Origin of the sequence: Pseudoalteromonas sp. XMcav11-Q, assembly GCF_040104525.1 — a bacterium.
Classification (GTDB): domain Bacteria; phylum Pseudomonadota; class Gammaproteobacteria; order Enterobacterales; family Alteromonadaceae; genus Pseudoalteromonas.
This window is the reverse complement of record NZ_JBECOX010000007.1, coordinates 118,361-139,062: the sequence shown is the minus strand read 5'-3', so window position 1 is coordinate 139,062 and position 20,702 is coordinate 118,361. Positions and strand designations below refer to the sequence as shown.

The window sequence follows — 20,702 nt, the reverse complement described above, 5'->3', positions numbered from 1 at the left end:
CATTTGCCTATGAAAACAATACAGTCACTCACCATCCTTGGTGGCGGTACCGCCGGTTGGATGTGCGCAGCCTACCTTGCTAAGCATCAACCCAATTTATCGGTCACGGTGATTGAGTCATCGAGTATTGGCAGAATTGGCGTTGGCGAAGGCTCAACGCCACATTTGCAGCTTTTTATGCAAAGCCTTGGTGTGAAAGAGCGCGATTGGATGCCCGCATGCCAAGCAAGCTATAAAACCGGGATCTATTTTGATAACTGGAATGGCGACAATGGCGGCTATTTCCATCCCTTCTTCTCTGAAATGGATGTAAAAACAGCGGAAGTCTACTTTGTCAACGCCAATGCCAGACGTCGTGGTAGCGAATATATAGATAAACCCGAACATTACTTCTTAGCTGCAGTGCTGGCCGACAAGCAACAAGCACCTCTGCCACAGTGTCCATTACCAAGGGCGCTTGAGTACGGCTATCACTTTGATGCGCAAAAACTTGCGGATTGGTTAAGGGCATTTAGCCTAGCGCGAGGCGTAAAGCATATTCAAAGTACGGTGAGTAGCGTACAGCATCATGCCAAAGAAATTATTGCACTGACACTTGAGTCAGGTGAGCAGGTGAAAAGCGATTTTTACGTCGATGCCTCAGGGTTTAACGCCCTACTGATAGAGAAAACGCTCGAAGTGCCCTTTATTTCCTTTGCAGATCAGTTACTCAATGATTCAGCTGTCGCGATTGCCGGCGCTAAAATAAACCCGCTACCTTCAAGCACTTCTGCTATCGCGATGCCGTGCGGCTGGCGCTGGCAGATCCCGCTACAAGGCAGAACCGGATATGGTTACGTGTACAGCAGCGCACATACCACTCCCGAAGAGGCTGAGGCTCAACTGCGTCAAGCCGCGCAACTCGATAAAGGACAAGCCAAACATCTCACCATGAAAGTGGGCATGATGGCGCGCAGTATTGAAGGCAATGTGTTTGCTATTGGCCTCGCGCAGAGCTTTATTGAACCACTCGAAGCCACCGCGCTGATGGTCACAGGTTATAGCATTGAGTTATTGAATAAGCTGCTTTCGCAACAGCTCGAGACACTAGCCATCAATCAACAACTGTCGGATCTGGTGCTCGGTATTAAAGAGTATGTACTGGCACATTACGCCACCAGCAAACGCGCAGATTCACCGTATTGGCAAGATGCAAAAGTCGCAGCTCTGAGCTTAAACGAGCTCGATGAGCTGCTCACACACTGGCGTAGCGGTGGTGATTTTGATGCTTGGCTCAACCAACACAGGATGCACTCACCCTATATTCGTCCCAGTTGGTATTGCTTACTTGGCGGCATGGATCATCGCGATAGCGCCTGCCAAATGCCCTTTGAACAAGCGCCACAGCATATCGAACAGGCGGCCAAGGCCTATCTTACGAAGCTTAGTGATGAGCATTTTACTGCCCATACAACAGCACTGGAACAATTACAGCGAGCACAAGCGTTCCGTGCATAAACCAATTGCGGGTGGTGGTGAGATTCCCCTTGATCTTTTTGTTTGTCTGCCCACAAGCGAGATCGCCACGCCATCACCCGCTCTCTAATGAAGGTGGAAATACAACATGAAAAAAAGCTACCTAGTGATTGCCTTAGTATTGGCAACCTTTTTTACGGTGTCCTTTATCACCAATATTTTAGGCGCGATTTTTCCAGCATTAATAGAAAGTTACAGCATAGGTCTAACGCTTGCGGGGTTTTTCCCGTTCGCCTTTTTTATCGCTTACGGTGTGATGTCTATTCCAGCGGGACTGCTAGTTCAGCGTTTTGGAGAAAAAACCGTTATGCAGCTCGCATTTACCCTTGCTGCAATTGGCGCAACGACCTTTGTGCTAATGCCAACGTTTGCCATTGCCATGGTAGCGTTGTTTATGCTCGGCTGTGCCATGGCACTACTGCAAGTGGCTATCAATCCACTATTACGCGCTAGCGGTGGTTCAGAACACTTTGCCGTGCTTTCGGTGTTTGCGCAGTTGATGTTTGGTGCTGCCGCAACACTCGCGCCTCTGGTGTATAGCAAACTACAGTCTCAAGTCACCACCGCAGAGGGATTTGGCGGAGCGCTGTCTGGTGTTATCCCTGCAGATAAAACCTGGCTAAGTATCTATGCGGTATTCGCTATCCTAAGCGTCGTGATGCTATTACTCTCGCAATTTACACCATTTAACGCGGTACCGGAGCAGAAAAAGCAGCAGCTGAGCTGGTCACAAAGCATCGGTTTTTTTAAAGATAGAACCGTATTGAAATTTTTTGCCGCTATCGCCGCTTATGTTGCGCTAGAACAAGGCGTCGCTAACCTTATTTCCGTGTTTTTGCAGCAATATCATGGCCTAGACCCAGCCACCGAAGGCGCAAAAGTGGTGAGCGAATTCTGGTTATGCCTAACCTTAGGCTGTTTACTTGGACTGGCACTACTTAAACTCATTGATGCGCAAAAGCTTTTGATTTTATTCAGCTCCGGCGCCGCTATCGCGCTCCTAAGTGCGTTATTCGGTAGCACTACGGTGGCGCTTATTGCTTTTCCAATTGTGGGATTTTTCCTCTCTATTATGTGGTCGGTCATCTTTGCTCTGGCATTAAATTCATTCAAAACCGGCCATGGCGCAATCACAGGGATTTTATGTACCGGGATCATTGGCGGTGCTTTTATGTCTCCCATCATAGGTTTTGCGGCTGAATTGAGTAACAACTTACAACTTGCTGCCCTACTGTTACTACTGCCACTTAGCTATATTCTAAGTGTTGGTGTATGGGCTAATCCTTTGATTAAAAATAAAACTTTTGGCAATAGTCAAAAGACGCTGTCTCAACCTCTAAATGAAAATAGTTAAATTACGATGAATCACTCTTTGTTATGTATTGACTTGGGTGGCACCAAAGCGCTTGTGGCTTCGGTTGCCCACACTCAGGTCGAACAGGTACGCCAGTATGCGGTGCCTAGTCAGGCCAACTTAGACCAAGTTAATGCCTTTGTTATTCGTTTAATCGAAGAAAACCTAACGACCGAAACAACTGGTATTTCGATTGGCGTACCAAGCACACTGGATGTGTGCAGCGGCACCGTGCTGACAACACAAAATATTCCTCATTGGCAAAATGTGCCTCTGAAACGGTTGTTAGAACGCCACTTTTCATTGCCCGTTGTTGTCCATAATGACGCAAACTGCTTTGCATTTGGTGAATACTTATATGGTGGCCACCATGCCAACAACCTAATTGGCGTATGCCTTGGCACAGGCATTGGTGCCGGTTTTGTGTTTAACGGTAATTTATATACGGGTAACCATAGTGCTGCAGGAGAGCTAGGAAATTTAAGCTATCTTGATGGAATTATTGAAGATTATGCTTCAGGACAGTTCTTTGGGCGACAAGGAATTGAAGGGAGGTGGTTGGCCGAACAAGCACGCAGTGGCGACCCATTTGCACTACAACAATTTGAAACTTTTGGCAGTCATGTTGGTCATGCACTCGCGCAAATAGTCATGGTGCTGAATCCAGATGTCATTGTACTTGGCGGCTCCGTGACGCATTCATATGACTATTTTAACGCTGCACTTGAAGCCAAGATGCAGCAGTTGCTTGGCAATGCTCTATATCAATCCGTTCGTGTCATTCCAAGCACCTTAAATCACGCGCCACTTTTAGGGGCATACGGATTGTTTCAACACAATAAAATTAACCATGATAACAAGGAACTAGCCAATGAAGTTTAATCGGCTTATGGCCCTACTTTTTGGGGTGTCGTCACCCCTTTATGCACTCGACCAAACCGCTGTAAACTGGTTAGGCCAAAATCTTGATGTAAAGTACACCTTGCTTGATAGCAAGCCGATCACCTGCCCCAAGGCACAGCAAAAGTGTTATTACTCAGAGCTGAGTTTTAGCGTAGCTAAAGAAAATACCAAGGCAAATAATGACTTTGCTATCTTTTTTAGCCAACTGATGCCGATTTACCATGTTGAGGGCGATAACTTTGCCATCACCCATATCAATGGTGATATTCACAAAATCACGCCTGCAGCAGGGTTTAGTGGGTTTTCAAGTGCCCCCACTACCGTGCGCTTTTATACCAAGGATTCTCAGGTTACGCGCTCGGAATTTATGCCAAATTATGTTGTAACGGACGCGCAGCTTAAGCTCACCCCACAAGTGATCAAAAGCACGCAAACCCAGCGCGATAAAGACACAGGACTTGAGCTACAACTTTATCTGACGCCATTTAATACGCTCAACCAGCTGCAAACCAGCAGTAAGGATGACACGCCGTGGATGGGCAGTGAATACTTATATCAACATCAAATGAAGCCAACACTTGATGCTGCAATTGGGCTGATACCAAAACCTAAACAACTGACAGTGCTGTCCGATAAACGACTCAATCTAGCAGCCGGAATTAATCTGCAACTTTCAGGTATTTCAGCTGATGCTATCGCCATGGCACAACAGCGACTCAATACCCTTGGGGTAAAAAGCACCAAGGACGGGCTTGTAGTTAATGTCGCTGTAAAGCCAAATAAGCAATCAAGTCCACATTATCAACTGACAGTCGCCGAAAATAATATCTCAATCCAAGCCAATAACGGCGCCGCTGCATTTTATGCACTACAAAGCCTTGCTGGACTGCTGGATATTAATGATTTGAGTATTCCCATGGTGGATATTATTGATACACCAAGGTATGACTTTCGTGGTTTACACGTCGATGTTGCCCGCAACTTCCGCTCCAAAGCCTTTATTTTACAAACCATTGAACAGATGGCGGCGTATAAGCTAAATAAATTGCACCTTCATTTAGCGGATGATGAAGGCTGGCGCTTAGCCATAGACGGTCTTGATGAACTCACCTCGGTCGGTGCTTATCGCTGCTTTGATTTGACCGAAACTCGCTGCCTATTGCCGCAATTAGGCGCTGGGAATGATAAAAACGCGCAAGTGAATGGCTTTTACTCTGCAGAAGATTATATTGAGATCCTGCGCTATGCCAAGGCGCATCATATCGAGGTGTTACCCTCATTAGATATGCCTGGTCACTCACGCGCTGCAATCATCGCCATGGAGGCGCGATATAAAAAGCTGATGGCACAAGGCAAACCAGAGGATGCACAGCAATATCGATTAGTAGAAGCTGCTGACAAGACGCGTTACAGCTCTATTCAACATTATAACGACAACACGCTAAATGTCTGTATTGCAAACACTTATACTTTTATCGACAAAGTATTAAGCGAAGTAAAAGTGCTGCATGACCGTGCAGGTGTACCACTCAACACTTACCATATAGGTGCAGATGAAACCGCAGGTGCTTGGCTAGAGTCGCCGGCTTGTAAAAAATTGCAGGCAAGCGTGAAAGATTTTACCAACTTTAACGGTTACTTCATTGAACGGATCGCAAAGTTACTTGATAAAAAAGGAATACAGGTTGCAGGGTGGAGCGACGGTTTAGGTGATGTACGTGCTGCCAATATGCCAGCAAACGTACAGAGCAATGCTTGGGCGACATTAAGCGAAAACGGGCACGCGGTCGCGCATCGCTTCGCCAATCAGGGCTGGCAGGTGGTCTTGTCTAGCCCTGATGTAACCTACTTTGACTTTCCATATCAATCTCACCCAGAGGAGCGTGGTAATCACTGGGCAAGCCGTGCTATCGAAAGCAAAAAGATGTTTGAATTTATGCCAGACAACCTCCCAGCGCATGCAGAGATCTGGAAAAATACCAATAACCACGCCTACATAGCCAACGACAGCGACTCATCACTAAACAAAGGGGTTAAGTTTGCCGGGCTCCAAGGGCACTTATGGAGTGAAATGCTGCGCAGTGATGCACAAGCCGAATACATGCTTTATCCAAGGCTATTGGCCCTTGCAGAGCGTGCATGGCACCATGCCGAGTGGGAATTACCCTACCAAGCCGGTCGTATATACAGCCAGTCTAGCGGATATTTTACGGCTAAGTTACAAGCGCAACGTGAGGCTGATTGGCAACGATTCGTGGCTATTTTGGGCCATCAAGAGCTACCTAAATTAGCACAAGCCGGAATTGAATTTCGCATTCCCGTCGTCGCCGCAAAACAGCTATCTGGAGCAAAGCTCGACGCTTTTACCGCCATTCCGGGTTTTGTTATCGAAGCACAGCTTGAAAACGGCAATTGGGTGACCTTCAATACCTCACTAAGCAACGTACTTGCACTTAGGGCAGCTCGGTTAGGCTCCGAGCGCAAGGGAAGATCGCTAAGTTTAGACAAAAAGTAGGCCTAACTGGTTTTTAACGCTGAGTACTTTATTAGGTACTTGGCGTTTTCATTGTTGCCAAATATCCCATCACATAATCATTCGAAAGCAAAATGTTGAAAAAGTAAGCAATATGTTTTAGCTTGGCAATTGTGTTTCTTTTTTGTTCGAAAAAATCGAAACAAATTAGTTCGCGTTAATCCACTTTTGTAGCTCAATCTGAGCATCTAGTTTAGAAGGAATACTGAAATGAAATTATCGTTAAACAAAAAGAAAATCAAAGCCCTATCTGCTGACAAACAAACAGTACCTGCAGTAATGACTCCACAAGTTGCAGGCGGCGCGCTTCGCTTCAGCCAAGACAGGCTAACGCATTGTGTTGCCAATACGTGTGGTCGCCACACTTGCCCTGATATTTACTAATCAAGAGTAAATATCACAGTTCAGTGCCTCATTGGAGGCACTTTAAGGCTTACTTAAATTTAACCTCTTTCTCACTTTTCGTGTAAACACGCGACTCAGGTTGAGTCCACTCGCCGTTTTTCAAATATTGTGTCGACACCGTAAATTGACCACTCTCAAATTTACTGGTTGATTTCACCTTTGTAATGCCATCTTTGTTATTAATGACATCTTCGTATGCCACAAACTCGGTCTGGCTCAGGACTTCCATCGTTCCTTGGGTGTAAAACCCTGCCGTCGTAAAATAGTAAAATACTAGACTGTTTTTACTTTTATCCCAGAAAATTAATGACTCTCCGCCGTACATGCCATCGTTGATTGAATGTAAGGTACGAACAGCCGTGCCATTTAAAGCCCGCTCCCAGTGACTCACATCCTGCATCTTTGGTTTACCTGTAGCTACATCAAAGTCCGATTGCCAAGTACCGAGATAAGGTGTAAACACCGAGAGTTCTTCATTTAATTTTTCATTAGCCCAAGATAGCGTGCTGAATACCACCAATATGGCGAGCCCGAATTTTTTCATCATTTTTATTTCCGTTGATTGTGTCTCAGTCAGTATAAATCTTCATGCACAGGTTGCGTACTTAAGGTGAACCAGTCATCCCACCATTGGTAAAAAAACATTGCAAATACACAATTAATACACATTTTAAAACAACAATTACACAACAAATTAATATCATAACTGCAATAGGGAAAGCGGGGAACCTTACCCTGTCTAGAGTAGTTGTTGCAGCACCAACACCAACAAGGAACAACGAACATGCTTGATTATCTTATTATTGGCGCAGGCCCTGCGGGAGTCCAAACTGCTTATCATCTAAAACAAAATGACTTGTCCTACCTTATGTTGGAGTCAGGCCAGCGCGCAGGATGTTTTTTCGAAACATTCCCAATTCACCGAAAACTGATTTCAATTAATAAAGTATATACTGGTTCGACAAACCCTGAGTTCAACTTACGACACGACTGGAACTCAATTTTAACTGATGACTACAGCCTAAACTTTTCAAGCTTTGACCAAAACTTTTTCCCAAGTGCAGATAATTTAGTCAAATATCTCAATCATTATGTCGACCAAAATCAGCTAAATGTTGCTTATAACCAACATGTTAAGTCCATCGAAAAAATTGCTGGGCACTTTGTAGTAACTACAACAAGTAATGATCAATATGAAGCGTCTCGCGTTATCGTTAGTACAGGCGTCCCTAAACCTTATATTCCAAAGATCGAGGGAATTGAGTTAGTGACGCAATACTCTGACTTAAATATTGATTTGGCCCCGTTTGCAAACAAGCGCGTACTTATTCTCGGTAAAGGAAACTCCGCTTTCGAAACGGCTGATCACCTTATTCCTGCTACAAGTCTAATCCATGTTTGTAGTCCAAATCCTTTAGATATGGCATGGAAGACGCACTATGTTGGCGACCTACGTGCCGTAAACAATAATATTTTAGATACTTATCAGCTTAAATCTCAAAATGCTATCTTAGACGCCGACATTAAGTTAATTGAGAAACGAGACGACCGCTTTATCGTGCACTTTAGTTATGCCCACGCAAATGGAGAGCAAGAAACCATAGAGTATGACGAGATCATTTGTTGTACAGGGTTTGCCATGGATAGCAGCGTTTTTGCCGATAGCGCAAAACCCGATTTAATGATTGAGGGCCGCTTCCCGTCTCTAGATTGCAGCTTTGAATCCATTAATGTGAAAGGTCTTTACTTTGCAGGCACACTCACTCAATCCACCAAATATCGTAAGTCAACTTCAGGCTTTATTCATGGTTTTAGATACAATAGCCGCGCTTTAGTCGAGATGTTAAAGCAAAAACATCACGATACCGCGCTTGCATGCGATCAACACCTTGGCACACCAGAAGCAATTAGCAGCGCAATCCTCAGCCGTATCAATGAGACTAGCGCGCTATGGCAGCAACATGGCTTTATGGTGGATGCCGTCACAGTATCTGAGACCGGTATGGCGCAGTATTACAAGCACCTACCGAGCCCATACCTCCATGCTCACCTAGGTGATCACTATCATTTGCAGATAGCATTAGACTTTGGTGCGCCAATTGAAGGTGACCCGTTCAACCAGGTTCGGGTGCATAAAGACAACGCGACTGACGCGGAATTAAGTAAATTCTTACACCCCATCATTGAACTTTGCTATCAAGGTGAGGTGATAGAAACTCATCATATTATTGAGGACTTAGAAGCGGATTGGACTGACATAGAAGCGCACGTTAAACCACTTCAACAATTCATTGAGCGAGTACTGCCACAGCTTGCTGGTGAAAAAATGCAAAATAAAGCATCAGCATAGCTCATAAATGAAAAAGGTTGGCAATCAAGCCAACCTTTTCATACTCTACAAGGCTTTAGATTCAGAAAAGTATTTTCGTCTCAACATATCATGAATAACAAATTCTTGCTCTCGACCATAGGCTTTAAACATACGGTTGTTATGCATGTGTAAAAGAGAGCCCAGCAATGATTGTGTACTCAGGTTAAGCAAACCTGACTTTTCTAACGTCAGAATTTCCTTCACCACTGGCTCAGCCTGCATTTGCCACCCTTCTAACAGTGCAAGTATAGCTTGCTGAGCCTCATCACATTGCGCTAGGTTCGAAATATTAAGCTTCGCAAAGTCATCATCGAGCTGTGTTTGATGGTCGCGATAACGATTGCCGAGCTGCTTTCTCAGCGCACTACTCTCATTAAATTCTTTACCAAACCCTGCGCGCAATGAAGAGATTAGCGATAGCTTTTGTTCAGCATCATAGCTAAATAACGTTAGCAATCGATTAGTAAAAGCTAACGCGACGCGCCAACGAACATCTTCACCGAACTCTGCGACAAGCTGGCAACTTTTTGCAATAAGCTCACTGTCAAACATAAATAAGCTTTCAATCAAAGCCATAGACTGCGGACCGCCGTAACGCTCAACCTCTCGCTCATAAGTCATTAATTCAACTTTATGTAGCTGAGAGCTCTCTATCATAGGTGACAACAGCTGATTAAGTTTCGGCAATAGCTCTCCACAAAGTACTTCTGGCTTGCCTTGGAAGCGTAAGCGTAGATGCCAGTCAGGATCGCCATAGCGAATAAAGAACCACTTATCGAATAATGCGCTATTTTCCTCAATAAGCGGCAATAACTGCTCATAAAGCAGCTGCTCAACAATAGTATTACCTGAATATATTTTTAAGCTAAGCCACTCGGAACCAGCACTAAAACGCCGAGAGATTGGTGTAGCCGTAATATTTTCTAACGGTTTTTCAATGTAGTGCGTGTGAGAAGCTGCACTCTCATTAAGTAAAGGAACAATGATTTCATTAGTATAATGACGACCCTGTGTATCTGTTACTCGTGGTGCAAATTGAGATGCCAACACTTCACTGAGCTCAACCGTATGACGGCCTTTGGTTTCCATCAACAAAACTTCTACCATCGCACTTTGGCTCAAACTCAAAGTTAGCACATTATCACCTGCAGCAAAGCTCACCCAATCGTCTAACAAATACTTATCTTTGAGTTGTTGAAGCTTATTTTCTTCGATGCTCTGATTAACCAGCAACGCCTCAAGCTCTTTGCGCTCAATACGCCATGTTTTCTCATGCAGAATCAGGTTATCTAACATGATACGTGGGACATAGGTTGCGTTTCTTAGGCTCGAGGGCAGTGAAAACTTGGGCGTTTCACTTTCTTGATGTTGCAACATACAAAGGAATTTATAAGCACTCAAGCTTCTGGCAGAGAAGTTATGCGCACTGGATAAGCGAGGAATAATGCGCTTATCTAACCGCTTACTCCAGAGTTTAACCTGCTGGCTTTCGACCCAAACGTATAAATCACTTAGCGGGATCTGGTATTCAGGGTCAAGTGAACTGTCCGCCATGAAGACGATTTCGTATTGTCGTAAATGTGGCCTCGCAATTACGTTACCGGGTCTTCCTTCGGGCATATGTACAATTTCAGCGAAGATAACGTCTTCACTGTGACTATGTTCTTGCTCTAAATGATGAATAACCGATTCTTTTAATGTTTCATCAAGGTGACAGAAGCGACCCAAAAGATTGGCCGCAGACGGCCCGTAACAACCGTTGAACTTAAATACGGGATTAGACTTTTCGTCCTCAAATAAACTCAACATTACAGCCATTGAACGTGGCAAGTTAAGTTCTACTTTATCCTTAACTCTTTGTTTCAACTCACTACTGGTAAGAGCCACACAGCTTGTACCTAAATTGCTTGGCAATGTAACTGCCTGCTCAATAATGTGATCCAGTTCAGTATATTCAGGGGAACTAGATTGACCGCGATTCGCTCGACCCAACTGCAAACCACCCACAAGAGGGGCATCATAACCAGTTTCTGTTGAGACACTGATACCCGATTCATCATCCAAGACCATGTCCAAAGGCACAAATTGTCCTTCAAATCGCGCGTTAAACTTAGAAATAAAATTTTCAAGTGGATTCTGCTTAGTGCTGCGATTCAAACTCGCAATCAATTGCAGCTGCTTGTTCACTCTCGCAACTTCTTGTCGTGACATTTCGCAATGCAAAAACGCGCGATAAGTATCCGATTGAAACAGTTTGTTTTCTTGAACTTTTACTGGTAATTCAGAGAGGTAATTAAAAATGGTTTGATATTCTTCAGGCGTTGCATGTCCCTTTTCATCCATAATAGCAAGGTCATTAACTGCTTGCTCCACCTTAGTATAAATCTCTGCTGGCGCGATGGTTTTCAGTGCTTTAATTAGCGCGATGTCGGGGCTATCACCGGTAAGAGGTAGCGGAATATCAGGAATTAACACCCCTTCGCTAATGAGCTCTTCTAGATAGGCGCTAACTTCATCATATTCAGCTTCGTTATAGCGGTGACAAAATTGCTCAATTAGCTGAGAAAAGCTGAGCTTTTGCTTCGCAAGCTCCAACATAGTGATGAAGTATTCATCACTATCGACTGCACTTAGGCGATATTGCATCGAGTCATCAGAGAGGTAAGTTTCTATATAACGACACTGATCTGCTATGAAGTAATGGGAAGGATTTGGTAAATAGGACAAACTATCCGATTTTGCTTCCGTTTCGGCTAAATGAGAGCGAACAGCTGACAATAGAAACATATCTAAACGAGTTTTGCGGGAATCATGCTCTGCGTTATCACTCACAAGTCGAGTTTCTGAGCCAATTTTACCCGTATGGATCCCCGAAAAAAGACCAAAAGGTGTAGGACGAGATGACATCCGAATTAAATATCTCAGCAGTGCTAAAGCAACTTTTTTACCTTGTTTAGAGTTTGGCTTTTCGCGCCACTGTTCCAAGCGTTCGAGCAACGAAGGACTTGCAACATAAAGGGCTTCCACCACACCAGGTGTGGCGAGCCAGGCACTCAGCATAGCATTAGTATCTTGTTGATTGAACAAGGTTTCAATCGGCAGCTTTGGTGTCCTTAATACAAAAAAGGAATCTGTTGATATTTTAGCTGACATAGTCACTCCTTAACTCATTAGCAAACAATCAACCCAATCTAGGTTGTCATCTAACACGCCAATTAAAGCAAGGCCGATACCAGAATAACCCATTAAAAAGCTATGATCTTCCTGATGTGCCTTTTCCAGACCGTTATATGAATATAAGGCCTCTAATCCACGCTCTTGGTACTGATTTAAACCGTAGTCAAGCCAAGTTAAAGCGGCGCCCTGTAACTTAGGATGAGGCATGATTTGGTTGAGCAGTTGATAAATGGTGACTAACCCAAAAAATCCATGACAAAGTCCAGCATCGTTAATATGGCCTTGTGTTGCATCTCTATCGACGTTAAACAAAGCAATTTCCAATGCCTGCTCAACATACCTTGGCTTATCAAGCGCATGCCCAGCTCTTGCAAGTGTCAACGCAATAGTTAAGTCACCATAGCACCAACCTAACCGAGAATGGTGCTCGTCGCCTGCACATGAGCCAAAGCACGCCTTCTTATCCTCTGCATGACTTTGTTGTTCAAGCAGCCAATCACAGCCCGCAACGACCAGTTTTTGCGCCCGCAGCTTTACTTTTTCGTCCTGAAGCGCGGGAATAAGCGCGGCAATAATCCCGGGTACGCCATGCGCTAGTCCCAAATTAAACTCATGACTTTCCGTATCTTCTTTATCGAAACGATATACGGATTGTTTTGGCTGAGACCAAGCGATCTGCTGATCACTCAACTCTACAGCAACCGATTCATAACCCGTCACTAACCGATCAAATAATGTGCTTTGTTTAGTTCTCTTTGCGCGACGTGAGATATAGGGTGAATAACCAGCTAGGCCGAGCACCATTTCAATTTCTCCCGTCCAAGGAGTAAAATCAAGTGCCGTTGCAAAGAAGTGATCTATCTCCTCCAGCAGCTCAGGGTCATAATCTTCGTCGTCATACTGGTTAAAATATTCAAGCACCCACGCCTGCCCAGCTAACCCTGAACTCAGTTCCGGGGTTTGTTCCGCCAATTCGTTTTGGAGCTTATCTAGCGCCAGATGAAATTTTTCCTCATCGACCCAAGCATCATTAAAGTTCGCCGCTCGAAATAAAAACAATAAGTGCCCAGCAAGACCACTGAGCAAACCATTACGGTCTAGCATTTCTAGGTCTGACTCTACCTGCTTAGCCAGCTTTTCTACCATAGCCAGGATGAGTTCTTTTTTTTCTATATCTAATGGCATTAGCATACTTATCCTTGTTCAAATTCTGTTTTTAATTTTGTCTTCACTACAGGTAAGTTAACCTTTTGTTCAGTCAAACTCAAACTTTGACACACAAGAAATACAGATAAACACAAAACAAACAAAGAATTGACATTCACCCTAACTAGAACTAGTTTTTTTGTACGCCCTTTGAGTTTGGGGGGTTAAAAGGATTGAAATAAAGGATTGTTATTAACCGCAAAAGTAAGGAACAACAAATGAAATTAGCACTAAACAAAAAGTGTATAAAAGCGCTTTCCAACGACAGCAAATCTATTCCAGCGAATATGACACCTCAGATTGCTGGTGGTAAATCTCCTGCAGCAGCCTTATTCACTGATCGCTACGGTGACTGTTGGACAGGTCGTAACCGCTCTTGCCGTGAGCACACCTGTCAGATCCCATAAAGATACATATCAAGCGAGCTCTGTGCTCGCTTTATTTATTCTGAATCAGATGTTGACGTTTGCTCCTCACCCTCACTATGCATCGGCTTTTTGAGCTTGATTTCTCTGTCAGCCGAGGCGATAGTTTCTTTACGGTGCGCAATGATCACACGGGTAATTTTCAACCGCGATACCGCTTCATTGATATCTTCTTCCAGCCCCGTATCAAGGTGGCTTGTTGCTTCATCCATAAACAGAACCTTAGGGTCTTTATACAGAGCACGCGCCAAGATGATCCGCTGCTTTTGACCGCCGGATAAGCTCGACCCCATATCACCAATCAGGCTGTCATAGCCCATTGGCATATCGCTAATATCATCATGGATAGCTGCTAATTGAGCACAATGCACTACTTTTTCCATATCGATTGGTGAATCAAAAAAGGCAATATTATCAGCCACAGTACCGGATAGGAGCTCATCGTCTTGCATCAATTTGGCTAATCCACAAATGCCTTTAAATCTGTTTCCTGACAGCTCACCGCGTGAAAAATCGACAGATTTCACTGCAGAAGCTAATATGTTCCATTTTATTTTTCGGAACAATCTAAATCAGCAGTGAAAAAATAAAAAAGATAATAAGAATAAGTAAGTTAAGATAAACTCACTAATGAAATAACCCAAAATAAAAACAGCATCACACAACCACGTTATTGTTAAAAAAACCCAAATAAAGTCACCTTAATATTAACCTTCACTGAATTTTCAACCAATATATTGACATTTACGTAACCAATATCGATACTAACATCCATCACAACATGCCGTTGAGTTTAACGCACAAATATTATAAATAGTTAAATCAGGATTGGGTAGCGGGGATTTAGACGTAGTCATGCACATATACAGCACCCCTCATTGGACTTTCGTGGCTTCTAATAATGAGCTAATACTGAAAACCGGAGAAATATTCCGCTTAGCTGCTCGCCACAATGCATGCTTGAAAGCGTTGCTGGAGGCTAACGGGCAAACTGTAGATTATGATACTTTATTGATGGAAGTATGGGGTACTCAATATCGTGATACAAACACTATCGCGTCTGTTATTTCTGAACTTAGGAAGCTGATTAACTGCGGTGACCCCAATCTTAAGTACATTTCTACCGTCCCCAAAAAAGGCTATCGTTTTAATGCCTTTGAACAGGTGAGTAGATATACCACCCAGCAATATGCTGAGAAACAACTAGAGACAGGAAGTGCTTCCAAGCTAAAACCACACCCTGAGAACAATAAGGCGCAAGGGCTTGCGCAACCCAAAGCCATCTCATCAGAACAGAAGAACTCCTCTTTATTACAATTGCTAAACCATAAAAAGCAGCTGATTAGCATTAGTTTAATCACAGCATTTACCGCCGTGCTGTTTTTGGCTCCAAGCTTTTCAGCGAATTTTGTTACTCCAAGCTTTTCACAAAAGACGTTAACTTTTGATCGCGGAATTGAATATGATTTTGCTATCTCGCCGGATAAAAGTCTATTGGTGTATTTAAATGAGCAAGAATCTCAATATACCTTGATGGTCAAACAGCTATCCACAGGTGAGAAACAACTTGTTGAGTTGGGAAACAACCAGCGTTTAACGTCTTTTGCATTTTCTAGAGATGGCTTGTCTTTCGCTTTTGTCGAGCACCAGGGCAAACAATGCCAACTGTTTATCACACGTGTGGCAGGAAATGAACTGATTATGGAGGAGAAGAAGCTCCTCGATTCATGTGCTGAAGGGGGCTACCTCATGTCAGTGACGTTTGCTAAAGACGGTAACTCACTTTTCTACGCAAAAGGTGATCAACTCTCCAGTCCATTCGTAATCGTCAAACATGATCTTACCACAGGTCTGATCAGGAACTTTACCTCCCCTCCTACAACAGGGAGAGGTGATTATGGCACAGCAATTAGCCCAAATGGTAATTACATTGCGTTTGTCAGAGACTTATTCTGGGAACGTTCTAGCATTTGGGTAATGAATATCCAAACAGGCGAAACAAGAAAACTATTTTCAAAGCCCTTTTTAATCGACAAAATTAGTTGGCGATCTGACGATGAACTTATTTTCACTAAAGATGGTAAATTACTTTCTTACTCTATTGCCAAGCAAAAGTTTTCGGCACTTGATGAATTACCATTTCAACTTTATATGGCAGAAGCGATCGGTGACTCTGTCATCATGAGTAAAGGCAATCTATTCCTCTCAGAACTGTCTTATCTTGATTTAAACACATTGGCTTTGGAAGAACGAGACAAAATAGATTACTACGAGCACACTCCTACAGCACCTCAAGACGATGGTAGTTTCTATTATATAAGCAATCGCTCAAATCGAAATGGGATATGGCATAGTACAGGAAAGACGAACGTTCTGGTTTCAGACTCTCCTGAACTCGAGCATATAAGCACTCTGGCTGATGCAGGTGACTGCATTCTCGCAACGACCCCTGGCAAATTATTCAGAATCGACAAACAAACAAATGAAATTACGATATTAAAAGAAGACCTCCCTAACCTTGAGAACTTTACGTACTCAAAAGACATCAATAAGGTTCTGTTTAGCAAAGAAGTCAACGAAAGCTGGTATCTGGAATCACTCAAGTTGGATACAGATCAGAAAGAACTACTTGGTGTATCTGGCTATACGGGGCACTTTTTTAAAAATGATATTTATCTTACTCAGTTTAGGAAGCCAGGACTTTGGCGCTATAATCCATACACAAGGGAGAAGAAGCTGCTTATTGAAGAATTTGAAACCTACTCTTCAGGACGATGGGCAGTCACATCAGATTATATATTGTTAATTCGTGATACAGAGCTAAAAATATGGCAAAACGCTCCAAGTTACCACCTTGTTAAAACCTTAGAACTTAAGAGCAACCCAAAACGCATAAATTGTAGTGATTCAACCTGTATTTTTGATCGATACACCTTAGGTAGTACCGATATTATAGAGCTAATTGAAGCTAAATAATATCGGAGCTACGTACACCAAGCACCTCACTTATTCATCTTTGAAAGCCGTTTATCTATCTGTTTTTTCTCCCAATCTCGGTCAAAAAAAGAGGAGAAGCCAAAACAGCTAATCCAGCGTAGTACGAACAATATCGACCAACCAGCAAGAACCCAAAGGCTCCACATATATTCATGATTGATAACTGCATTAAGTAGCACCAACAATACACACAGTACTAACCCTTTCAGAGCAAACTGGTAAAATGACTTAATTCTACCTACCTGCTCTATTGCAGCTTTATAACTGCTCGCTTCATTATTCATGGCTAACATTCCTTCAATTTGTTCTGGTACACTTGTAAGTGGCTGTACACCGCTTGCATAAAAGGTATAGAAATTGATTTTTTCTCTGCAAAATCACACAATTCAGCGATCAGATTTAACTCAATGGTAGAGTGATTTTGAATATCTTTAAGCATTGATGCCGATAACGGAGAGTTTGCCTGAGCAAATGCATCTCTCGTCATCTTGTTTGCCCTTGGACGAACTGCATAACCATACGCTTTAGCTACTTGCTGACACTCTTCTAAAATTTGCATTGCTACAGACTGACCATTTCGAGTTTGCAAAATCTCACCAACAGTGCCTCTCAATAAACAGGTCACTCCAGCTAGTGCGTTTATAAAGACAAACTTTTCCCACATCTCTAGCTTAATATGCTTACTCACTCGTAAATTAAAGTGAGCGGTCTTTAGCTGAGCAATTATTACATCTAACCTGTCACTAAGTTCACTACCGTCAGCGACACCCAGTGTCATCTCATGGATGGAGTTATAATGTTGAATGTAACCATCTACATGCCGTGCAGCGCTGATATTACAATAACCATATAACAACTTGGCATCTGGAAAAGCAGCTTGTATTTTTGCATAGTGACCAAAGCCATTAAGCATAGGCAATATAAACGTAGATACGTTAATCGCCGCTGCGCAATGTTGTAAACACTGCTCTAGATCGTAAGATTTACAAGTAAGTAAAACCAGATCATAACTTTGATTGAGCTCATCAGCAGTTACCACGTTAACTGGCGTGTTAACATCTCCTCTGGCGCTTTTTAGGTGTAACCCACCACTGCGTAACTTAGCCGCAGTATTAGCACGAGTAAGGAAAGTAACCTCGGTGCCAGCTTCTACCAGCCTAGCACCGAAGTAACCACCTATCCCACCACAACCTACGATGAGAACATTCATGATTGTTTACACAGCAGAGTTTTGCTTTTGATATGCTTGCAACAATTTGAAGACTTCAATACCCTCAATTGTCATACCTTCATAGTTACAGCTTGAAATTTTCAAGTTGTGTAAGTTGCTGCGGGTCAGAGTAGTATTAAATAAGTTAATTGATACCATATTTGCTTCTTGACAAGAGACGCCGTCAAATTCAGATTTATCAAACTTCACCTTTTCAAGTTTCGACTCACTGAAGTTCACTTGATTAAGCGTAGATTCTGACGCATCCACTTCCTCGAGAGAGCTTTCTTGCATATTTACGTTAAGAAGCTCTATAGTGTGCTCACAGTTACTTAAGTTGATAGTGTTCATGGTTTTTTCCTTATTTCTGTTGATTCTTAAATAGTGGTAAATGATAAATTTTGTTGGTACTTCTGCTGAATATCGCGCCACATTCCGTGGAATGACTCAGTATTCTCAGAGTCAAAAATAAACAGGCTTAAGAAGTCAGTGCAATGAGTCGAAGCCGCTTTAAAAGCGCCTGGCTTTACAAAAGATTGCTTGAGCTTGATTCGAGAGTCGGTCATTGCACCCAATGGCAAACACTCTTTAACAAATCCCGAAATATTCGAGCGAATTCCTATCAATCCAGATACAGCTGGATTATGTTCATTAATCGAAGGCAAAACCTCCGTGCAGCCCGCTTCGATAGCCAAAACAGCCTCGGCATAATTCACACCGTATTGCAACTCAATCATCCAGACGATACCTCCACCACCTGGTCGTAGACCGATTTCACAGAAAGTGAGTTCGCCGTTAGGCGACACAAAGCATTCCAGATGCGTAATGCCATTTTTGATTTCAAACGCTCTATTTACTTCATCAGAGAATGCAATCAGCCTTTGTTTTAGCTCGGTATCTTCTTCAATTACACTGATAAATGGAGTGCCCGCCGTAAAGTCAATGTTGCTCATACCTGGTAAATAAGCAGCAGGGGCTGTTAATTTTGTTTCACCATTCACTATCATGGCGTTGATATGGTATAGCTGCCCCTCAATAAACTCTTCCGCCTCAAAGTGTCCTAGATGCTGTTGGTTTTTTTCAATCCATACCTCCAGCTCTTGTGGTATAGAAACAAATATAACCTCTTTGCTACCAAAACCATCTTTAGGCTTTATCACCAACTTACCGAATGTAGATAGCATGGTTCTTATTTGTTCAATGTCAGTGCAGCAAGCAAATTGCGGATACTTCACGGTGGTATTTTTCAAGCGTTGCTTCATCGTGACTTTGTCTCTAAACCAAAGACCTTGCTCATGCTGCAGCCCTTCAATTCCCAGTAGCTCACGCAGCTCAGCTGCTAGGCCAACATTAGACTCATCCAAGGTTGCTACCGCGGTGAATTGATACTCTTTATGTAGTGCAACGACCTGCTCTTTAAGCTTTTCTTCTTCAGACCAACGAACAACTTCTACTTTAAATTTGTCCGTTAGCTTTGGATAAGTTTTAGCGTTACCTCGGTCCGCAAGAATCACCCCCTGGCAAGGCAGATTGTCGAATATGGTAGAGCCATCTAGCTTTAGAAAGCTTTCATACTCACCGCGAGCCAGCATTAATACTTGTTTGTTCATCATTTTATTCTCTCTACTTTTTATGCGACTGATTGCGCCGATGCTTTCATTTTTGCCTGTTGTTGCGCTTCTGCTTCCATTTTAGCTCGCATTGCCATCGCCTTTTCTCGTACACGAATTGGGTAAAGATCACTAAAAACGATAGCGGATGTCAGCACTAAGTAGGTTGTGATTAGCGATGCCCACGGATAGTAAACTTCAAACATCATCACTACGCCATTCAATGCAAAGCTAGCGGCCCAGAACAGTGACACATGCTGGTTTGTTTTCAAGAAGATTGGATGCCCCCAGAATTCTTGTGGCGTGACAAGCTTTGAGTGCGTTAACGTAAATGGTTTGTTCACCATTACGGTCACTAATGCCGTAATGGCAAAAACGCCGTAACAGATTTGCGCGCCATACTGAAGTGCCCAGTAAGACCAACCAAAAATACCATTAGCAAACAAAATCAAAAACAATAGTGATGAAACCCAAGATAAAGGGTTGCCTGCTTTGAGATAATGACGGCCAAAATAAGTGTGGAGAACGAAAAATACGATCCACGCAACATTGATAAGCTCCATCGTGCCAAACCGTAGTACCAAACTGAATACGACCCATGGACCAACCCCTAAAAGAATCTTACGCAGCATATTCCACCTCCGAATCAGTGATTAAAGAAATAATCCCTTTGTTGTAAGCTTTACCTGTACTATCCGAAATGGTGAACATGTAAGTCGCACCTGACTTATTTTTCAGCTCACAACGATAGTTTGGTGCTGGCAACATTGGGCTTAAAAATTTAGCGTTATTTATCAAAAGTTTACACCCTTCTTTTTTGAGCTTTTTAGCTAACTGTGTATAGACCATTTCCATGATTAAGGATGCTGGCACAACTGGAAAACCAGGAAAATGCTCTGCAAAGAGGTAGTGATTTGCATCTAAAATAAACTCAAACACAAAGTCAGATTGCCAACGGATGTTAGTAAACAACATTTGATTGTTATGCATAATTTT

The 20,702-nt window shown here is 43.0% G+C and carries 17 protein-coding genes and 1 pseudogene; 8 read left to right on the top strand and 10 right to left on the bottom strand.

Going from position 1 to position 20,702, the window contains the following annotated elements:
• The first annotated feature begins 9 nt into the window (after positions 1 to 9).
• The 5 genes from ABMY45_RS13150 to ABMY45_RS13130 all read left to right on the top strand — a co-directional run bounded on the left by ABMY45_RS13150 (position 10) and on the right by ABMY45_RS13130 (position 6,689).
• Positions 10 to 1,497 (top strand): tryptophan halogenase family protein, encoded by a 1,488-nt coding sequence (locus tag ABMY45_RS13150; protein ID WP_349288974.1) that lies wholly within the window; start codon positions 10 to 12, stop codon positions 1,495 to 1,497.
• A 106-nt stretch (positions 1,498 to 1,603) separates the two neighbouring features.
• Positions 1,604 to 2,869 (top strand): MFS transporter, encoded by a 1,266-nt coding sequence (locus ABMY45_RS13145; protein ID WP_222241903.1) that lies wholly within the window; start codon positions 1,604 to 1,606, stop codon positions 2,867 to 2,869.
• Between the two features lie 6 nt (positions 2,870 to 2,875).
• Complete coding sequence (locus ABMY45_RS13140) at positions 2,876 to 3,751, top strand: ROK family protein (protein WP_239421880.1); 876 nt, start codon at positions 2,876 to 2,878, stop codon at positions 3,749 to 3,751.
• Positions 3,741 to 6,287 carry a family 20 glycosylhydrolase gene (locus ABMY45_RS13135; protein ID WP_349288973.1) on the top strand — a complete coding sequence of 849 codons (2,547 nt, stop codon included), beginning with the start codon at positions 3,741 to 3,743 and terminating at the stop codon, positions 6,285 to 6,287. Before ABMY45_RS13140 ends, ABMY45_RS13135 begins: the two co-directional genes overlap by 11 nt.
• Before the next feature lie 228 nt (positions 6,288 to 6,515).
• Complete coding sequence (locus ABMY45_RS13130; RefSeq protein WP_017218574.1) at positions 6,516 to 6,689, top strand: hypothetical protein; 174 nt, start codon at positions 6,516 to 6,518, stop codon at positions 6,687 to 6,689.
• A gap of 49 nt (positions 6,690 to 6,738) precedes the next feature.
• Here ABMY45_RS13130 and ABMY45_RS13125 read toward each other — a convergent pair whose 3' ends face one another.
• On the bottom strand, positions 6,739 to 7,257 hold the full coding sequence (locus ABMY45_RS13125; RefSeq protein WP_010606990.1) for a hypothetical protein: 519 nt from the start codon (positions 7,255 to 7,257) through the stop codon (positions 6,739 to 6,741).
• A gap of 237 nt (positions 7,258 to 7,494) precedes the next feature.
• Here ABMY45_RS13125 and ABMY45_RS13120 point away from each other — a divergent pair, with 237 nt between their 5' ends.
• The gene (locus ABMY45_RS13120; RefSeq protein ID WP_102057804.1) at positions 7,495 to 9,060 is read left to right on the top strand and encodes an NAD(P)-binding domain-containing protein; all 1,566 of its coding nucleotides are present in this window, start codon (positions 7,495 to 7,497) and stop codon (positions 9,058 to 9,060) included.
• A 45-nt stretch (positions 9,061 to 9,105) separates the two neighbouring features.
• Here ABMY45_RS13120 and ABMY45_RS13115 read toward each other — a convergent pair whose 3' ends face one another.
• Positions 9,106 to 12,234, bottom strand: a complete 3,129-nt coding sequence (locus ABMY45_RS13115) for a lantibiotic dehydratase (protein WP_349288972.1) — start codon at positions 12,232 to 12,234, stop codon at positions 9,106 to 9,108.
• 9 nt (positions 12,235 to 12,243) lie between these two features.
• Positions 12,244 to 13,449: a lanthionine synthetase C family protein gene (locus ABMY45_RS13110; protein ID WP_349288971.1), complete on the bottom strand. Its 1,206-nt coding sequence runs from the start codon at positions 13,447 to 13,449 to the stop codon at positions 12,244 to 12,246.
• Between the two features lie 233 nt (positions 13,450 to 13,682).
• Between ABMY45_RS13110 and ABMY45_RS13105 the strand changes: the two genes are divergently transcribed.
• The gene (locus ABMY45_RS13105; protein ID WP_010606994.1) at positions 13,683 to 13,871 is read left to right on the top strand and encodes a hypothetical protein; all 189 of its coding nucleotides are present in this window, start codon (positions 13,683 to 13,685) and stop codon (positions 13,869 to 13,871) included.
• A gap of 35 nt (positions 13,872 to 13,906) precedes the next feature.
• Here the strand turns inward: ABMY45_RS13105 and ABMY45_RS13100 are convergent.
• Positions 13,907 to 14,353: pseudogene (locus tag ABMY45_RS13100) on the bottom strand (ATP-binding cassette domain-containing protein); the annotation flags it as partial.
• A 424-nt stretch (positions 14,354 to 14,777) separates the two neighbouring features.
• On the opposite strand from ABMY45_RS13100, the gene ABMY45_RS13095 reads away from it, so the two are divergent.
• Entirely contained in the window at positions 14,778 to 16,865 is a 2,088-nt protein-coding gene (locus tag ABMY45_RS13095; protein ID WP_349288970.1) for a winged helix-turn-helix domain-containing protein, read from the top strand.
• Between the two features lie 26 nt (positions 16,866 to 16,891).
• Here the strand turns inward: ABMY45_RS13095 and ABMY45_RS13090 are convergent, their stop codons facing one another.
• Genes ABMY45_RS13090 through ABMY45_RS13065 form a run of 6 tightly spaced genes read right to left on the bottom strand, consistent with a single transcriptional unit; the run spans position 16,892 to position 20,696 of the window.
• On the bottom strand, positions 16,892 to 17,170 hold the full coding sequence (locus tag ABMY45_RS13090) for a 2TM domain-containing protein (RefSeq protein ID WP_010606998.1): 279 nt from the start codon (positions 17,168 to 17,170) through the stop codon (positions 16,892 to 16,894).
• A 2-nt stretch (positions 17,171 to 17,172) separates the two neighbouring features.
• Positions 17,173 to 18,096 carry a 2-dehydropantoate 2-reductase gene (locus tag ABMY45_RS13085; protein ID WP_206473560.1) on the bottom strand — a complete coding sequence of 308 codons (924 nt, stop codon included), beginning with the start codon at positions 18,094 to 18,096 and terminating at the stop codon, positions 17,173 to 17,175.
• A 6-nt stretch (positions 18,097 to 18,102) separates the two neighbouring features.
• Positions 18,103 to 18,447, bottom strand: a complete 345-nt coding sequence (locus tag ABMY45_RS13080) for a pentapeptide repeat-containing protein (protein ID WP_349288969.1) — start codon at positions 18,445 to 18,447, stop codon at positions 18,103 to 18,105.
• Between the two features lie 26 nt (positions 18,448 to 18,473).
• The gene (locus ABMY45_RS13075; RefSeq protein WP_227386661.1) at positions 18,474 to 19,709 is read right to left on the bottom strand and encodes an ATP-grasp domain-containing protein; all 1,236 of its coding nucleotides are present in this window, start codon (positions 19,707 to 19,709) and stop codon (positions 18,474 to 18,476) included.
• Positions 19,710 to 19,726: 17 nt separating this feature from the next.
• Complete coding sequence (locus ABMY45_RS13070) at positions 19,727 to 20,338, bottom strand: amine oxidase (RefSeq protein WP_206473562.1); 612 nt, start codon at positions 20,336 to 20,338, stop codon at positions 19,727 to 19,729.
• Positions 20,328 to 20,696: a hypothetical protein gene (locus ABMY45_RS13065; protein WP_174170153.1), complete on the bottom strand. Its 369-nt coding sequence runs from the start codon at positions 20,694 to 20,696 to the stop codon at positions 20,328 to 20,330. The genes ABMY45_RS13070 and ABMY45_RS13065 overlap by 11 nt, the downstream gene beginning before the upstream one ends.
• Positions 20,697 to 20,702 lie beyond the last annotated feature (6 nt).

Excerpts from the sequence above, each read along its gene's own strand:
- ABMY45_RS13150 (WP_349288974.1), top strand. The coding sequence starts at position 10 with ATGAAAACAATACAGTCACTCACCATCCTTGGTGGCGGTACCGCCGGT.
- ABMY45_RS13145 (WP_222241903.1), top strand. The coding sequence starts at position 1,604 with ATGAAAAAAAGCTACCTAGTGATTGCCTTAGTATTGGCAACCTTTTTT.
- ABMY45_RS13140 (WP_239421880.1), top strand. The coding sequence starts at position 2,876 with ATGAATCACTCTTTGTTATGTATTGACTTGGGTGGCACCAAAGCGCTT.
- ABMY45_RS13135 (WP_349288973.1), top strand. The coding sequence starts at position 3,741 with ATGAAGTTTAATCGGCTTATGGCCCTACTTTTTGGGGTGTCGTCACCC.
- ABMY45_RS13130 (WP_017218574.1), top strand. The coding sequence starts at position 6,516 with ATGAAATTATCGTTAAACAAAAAGAAAATCAAAGCCCTATCTGCTGAC.
- ABMY45_RS13125 (WP_010606990.1), bottom strand. The coding sequence starts at position 7,257 with ATGATGAAAAAATTCGGGCTCGCCATATTGGTGGTATTCAGCACGCTA.
- ABMY45_RS13120 (WP_102057804.1), top strand. The coding sequence starts at position 7,495 with ATGCTTGATTATCTTATTATTGGCGCAGGCCCTGCGGGAGTCCAAACT.
- ABMY45_RS13115 (WP_349288972.1), bottom strand. The coding sequence starts at position 12,234 with ATGTCAGCTAAAATATCAACAGATTCCTTTTTTGTATTAAGGACACCA.
- ABMY45_RS13110 (WP_349288971.1), bottom strand. The coding sequence starts at position 13,449 with ATGCTAATGCCATTAGATATAGAAAAAAAAGAACTCATCCTGGCTATG.
- ABMY45_RS13105 (WP_010606994.1), top strand. The coding sequence starts at position 13,683 with ATGAAATTAGCACTAAACAAAAAGTGTATAAAAGCGCTTTCCAACGAC.
- ABMY45_RS13090 (WP_010606998.1), bottom strand. The coding sequence starts at position 17,170 with ATGAATAATGAAGCGAGCAGTTATAAAGCTGCAATAGAGCAGGTAGGT.
- ABMY45_RS13085 (WP_206473560.1), bottom strand. The coding sequence starts at position 18,096 with ATGAATGTTCTCATCGTAGGTTGTGGTGGGATAGGTGGTTACTTCGGT.
- ABMY45_RS13080 (WP_349288969.1), bottom strand. The coding sequence starts at position 18,447 with ATGAACACTATCAACTTAAGTAACTGTGAGCACACTATAGAGCTTCTT.
- ABMY45_RS13075 (WP_227386661.1), bottom strand. The coding sequence starts at position 19,709 with ATGATGAACAAACAAGTATTAATGCTGGCTCGCGGTGAGTATGAAAGC.
- ABMY45_RS13070 (WP_206473562.1), bottom strand. The coding sequence starts at position 20,338 with ATGCTGCGTAAGATTCTTTTAGGGGTTGGTCCATGGGTCGTATTCAGT.
- ABMY45_RS13065 (WP_174170153.1), bottom strand. The coding sequence starts at position 20,696 with ATGCATAACAATCAAATGTTGTTTACTAACATCCGTTGGCAATCTGAC.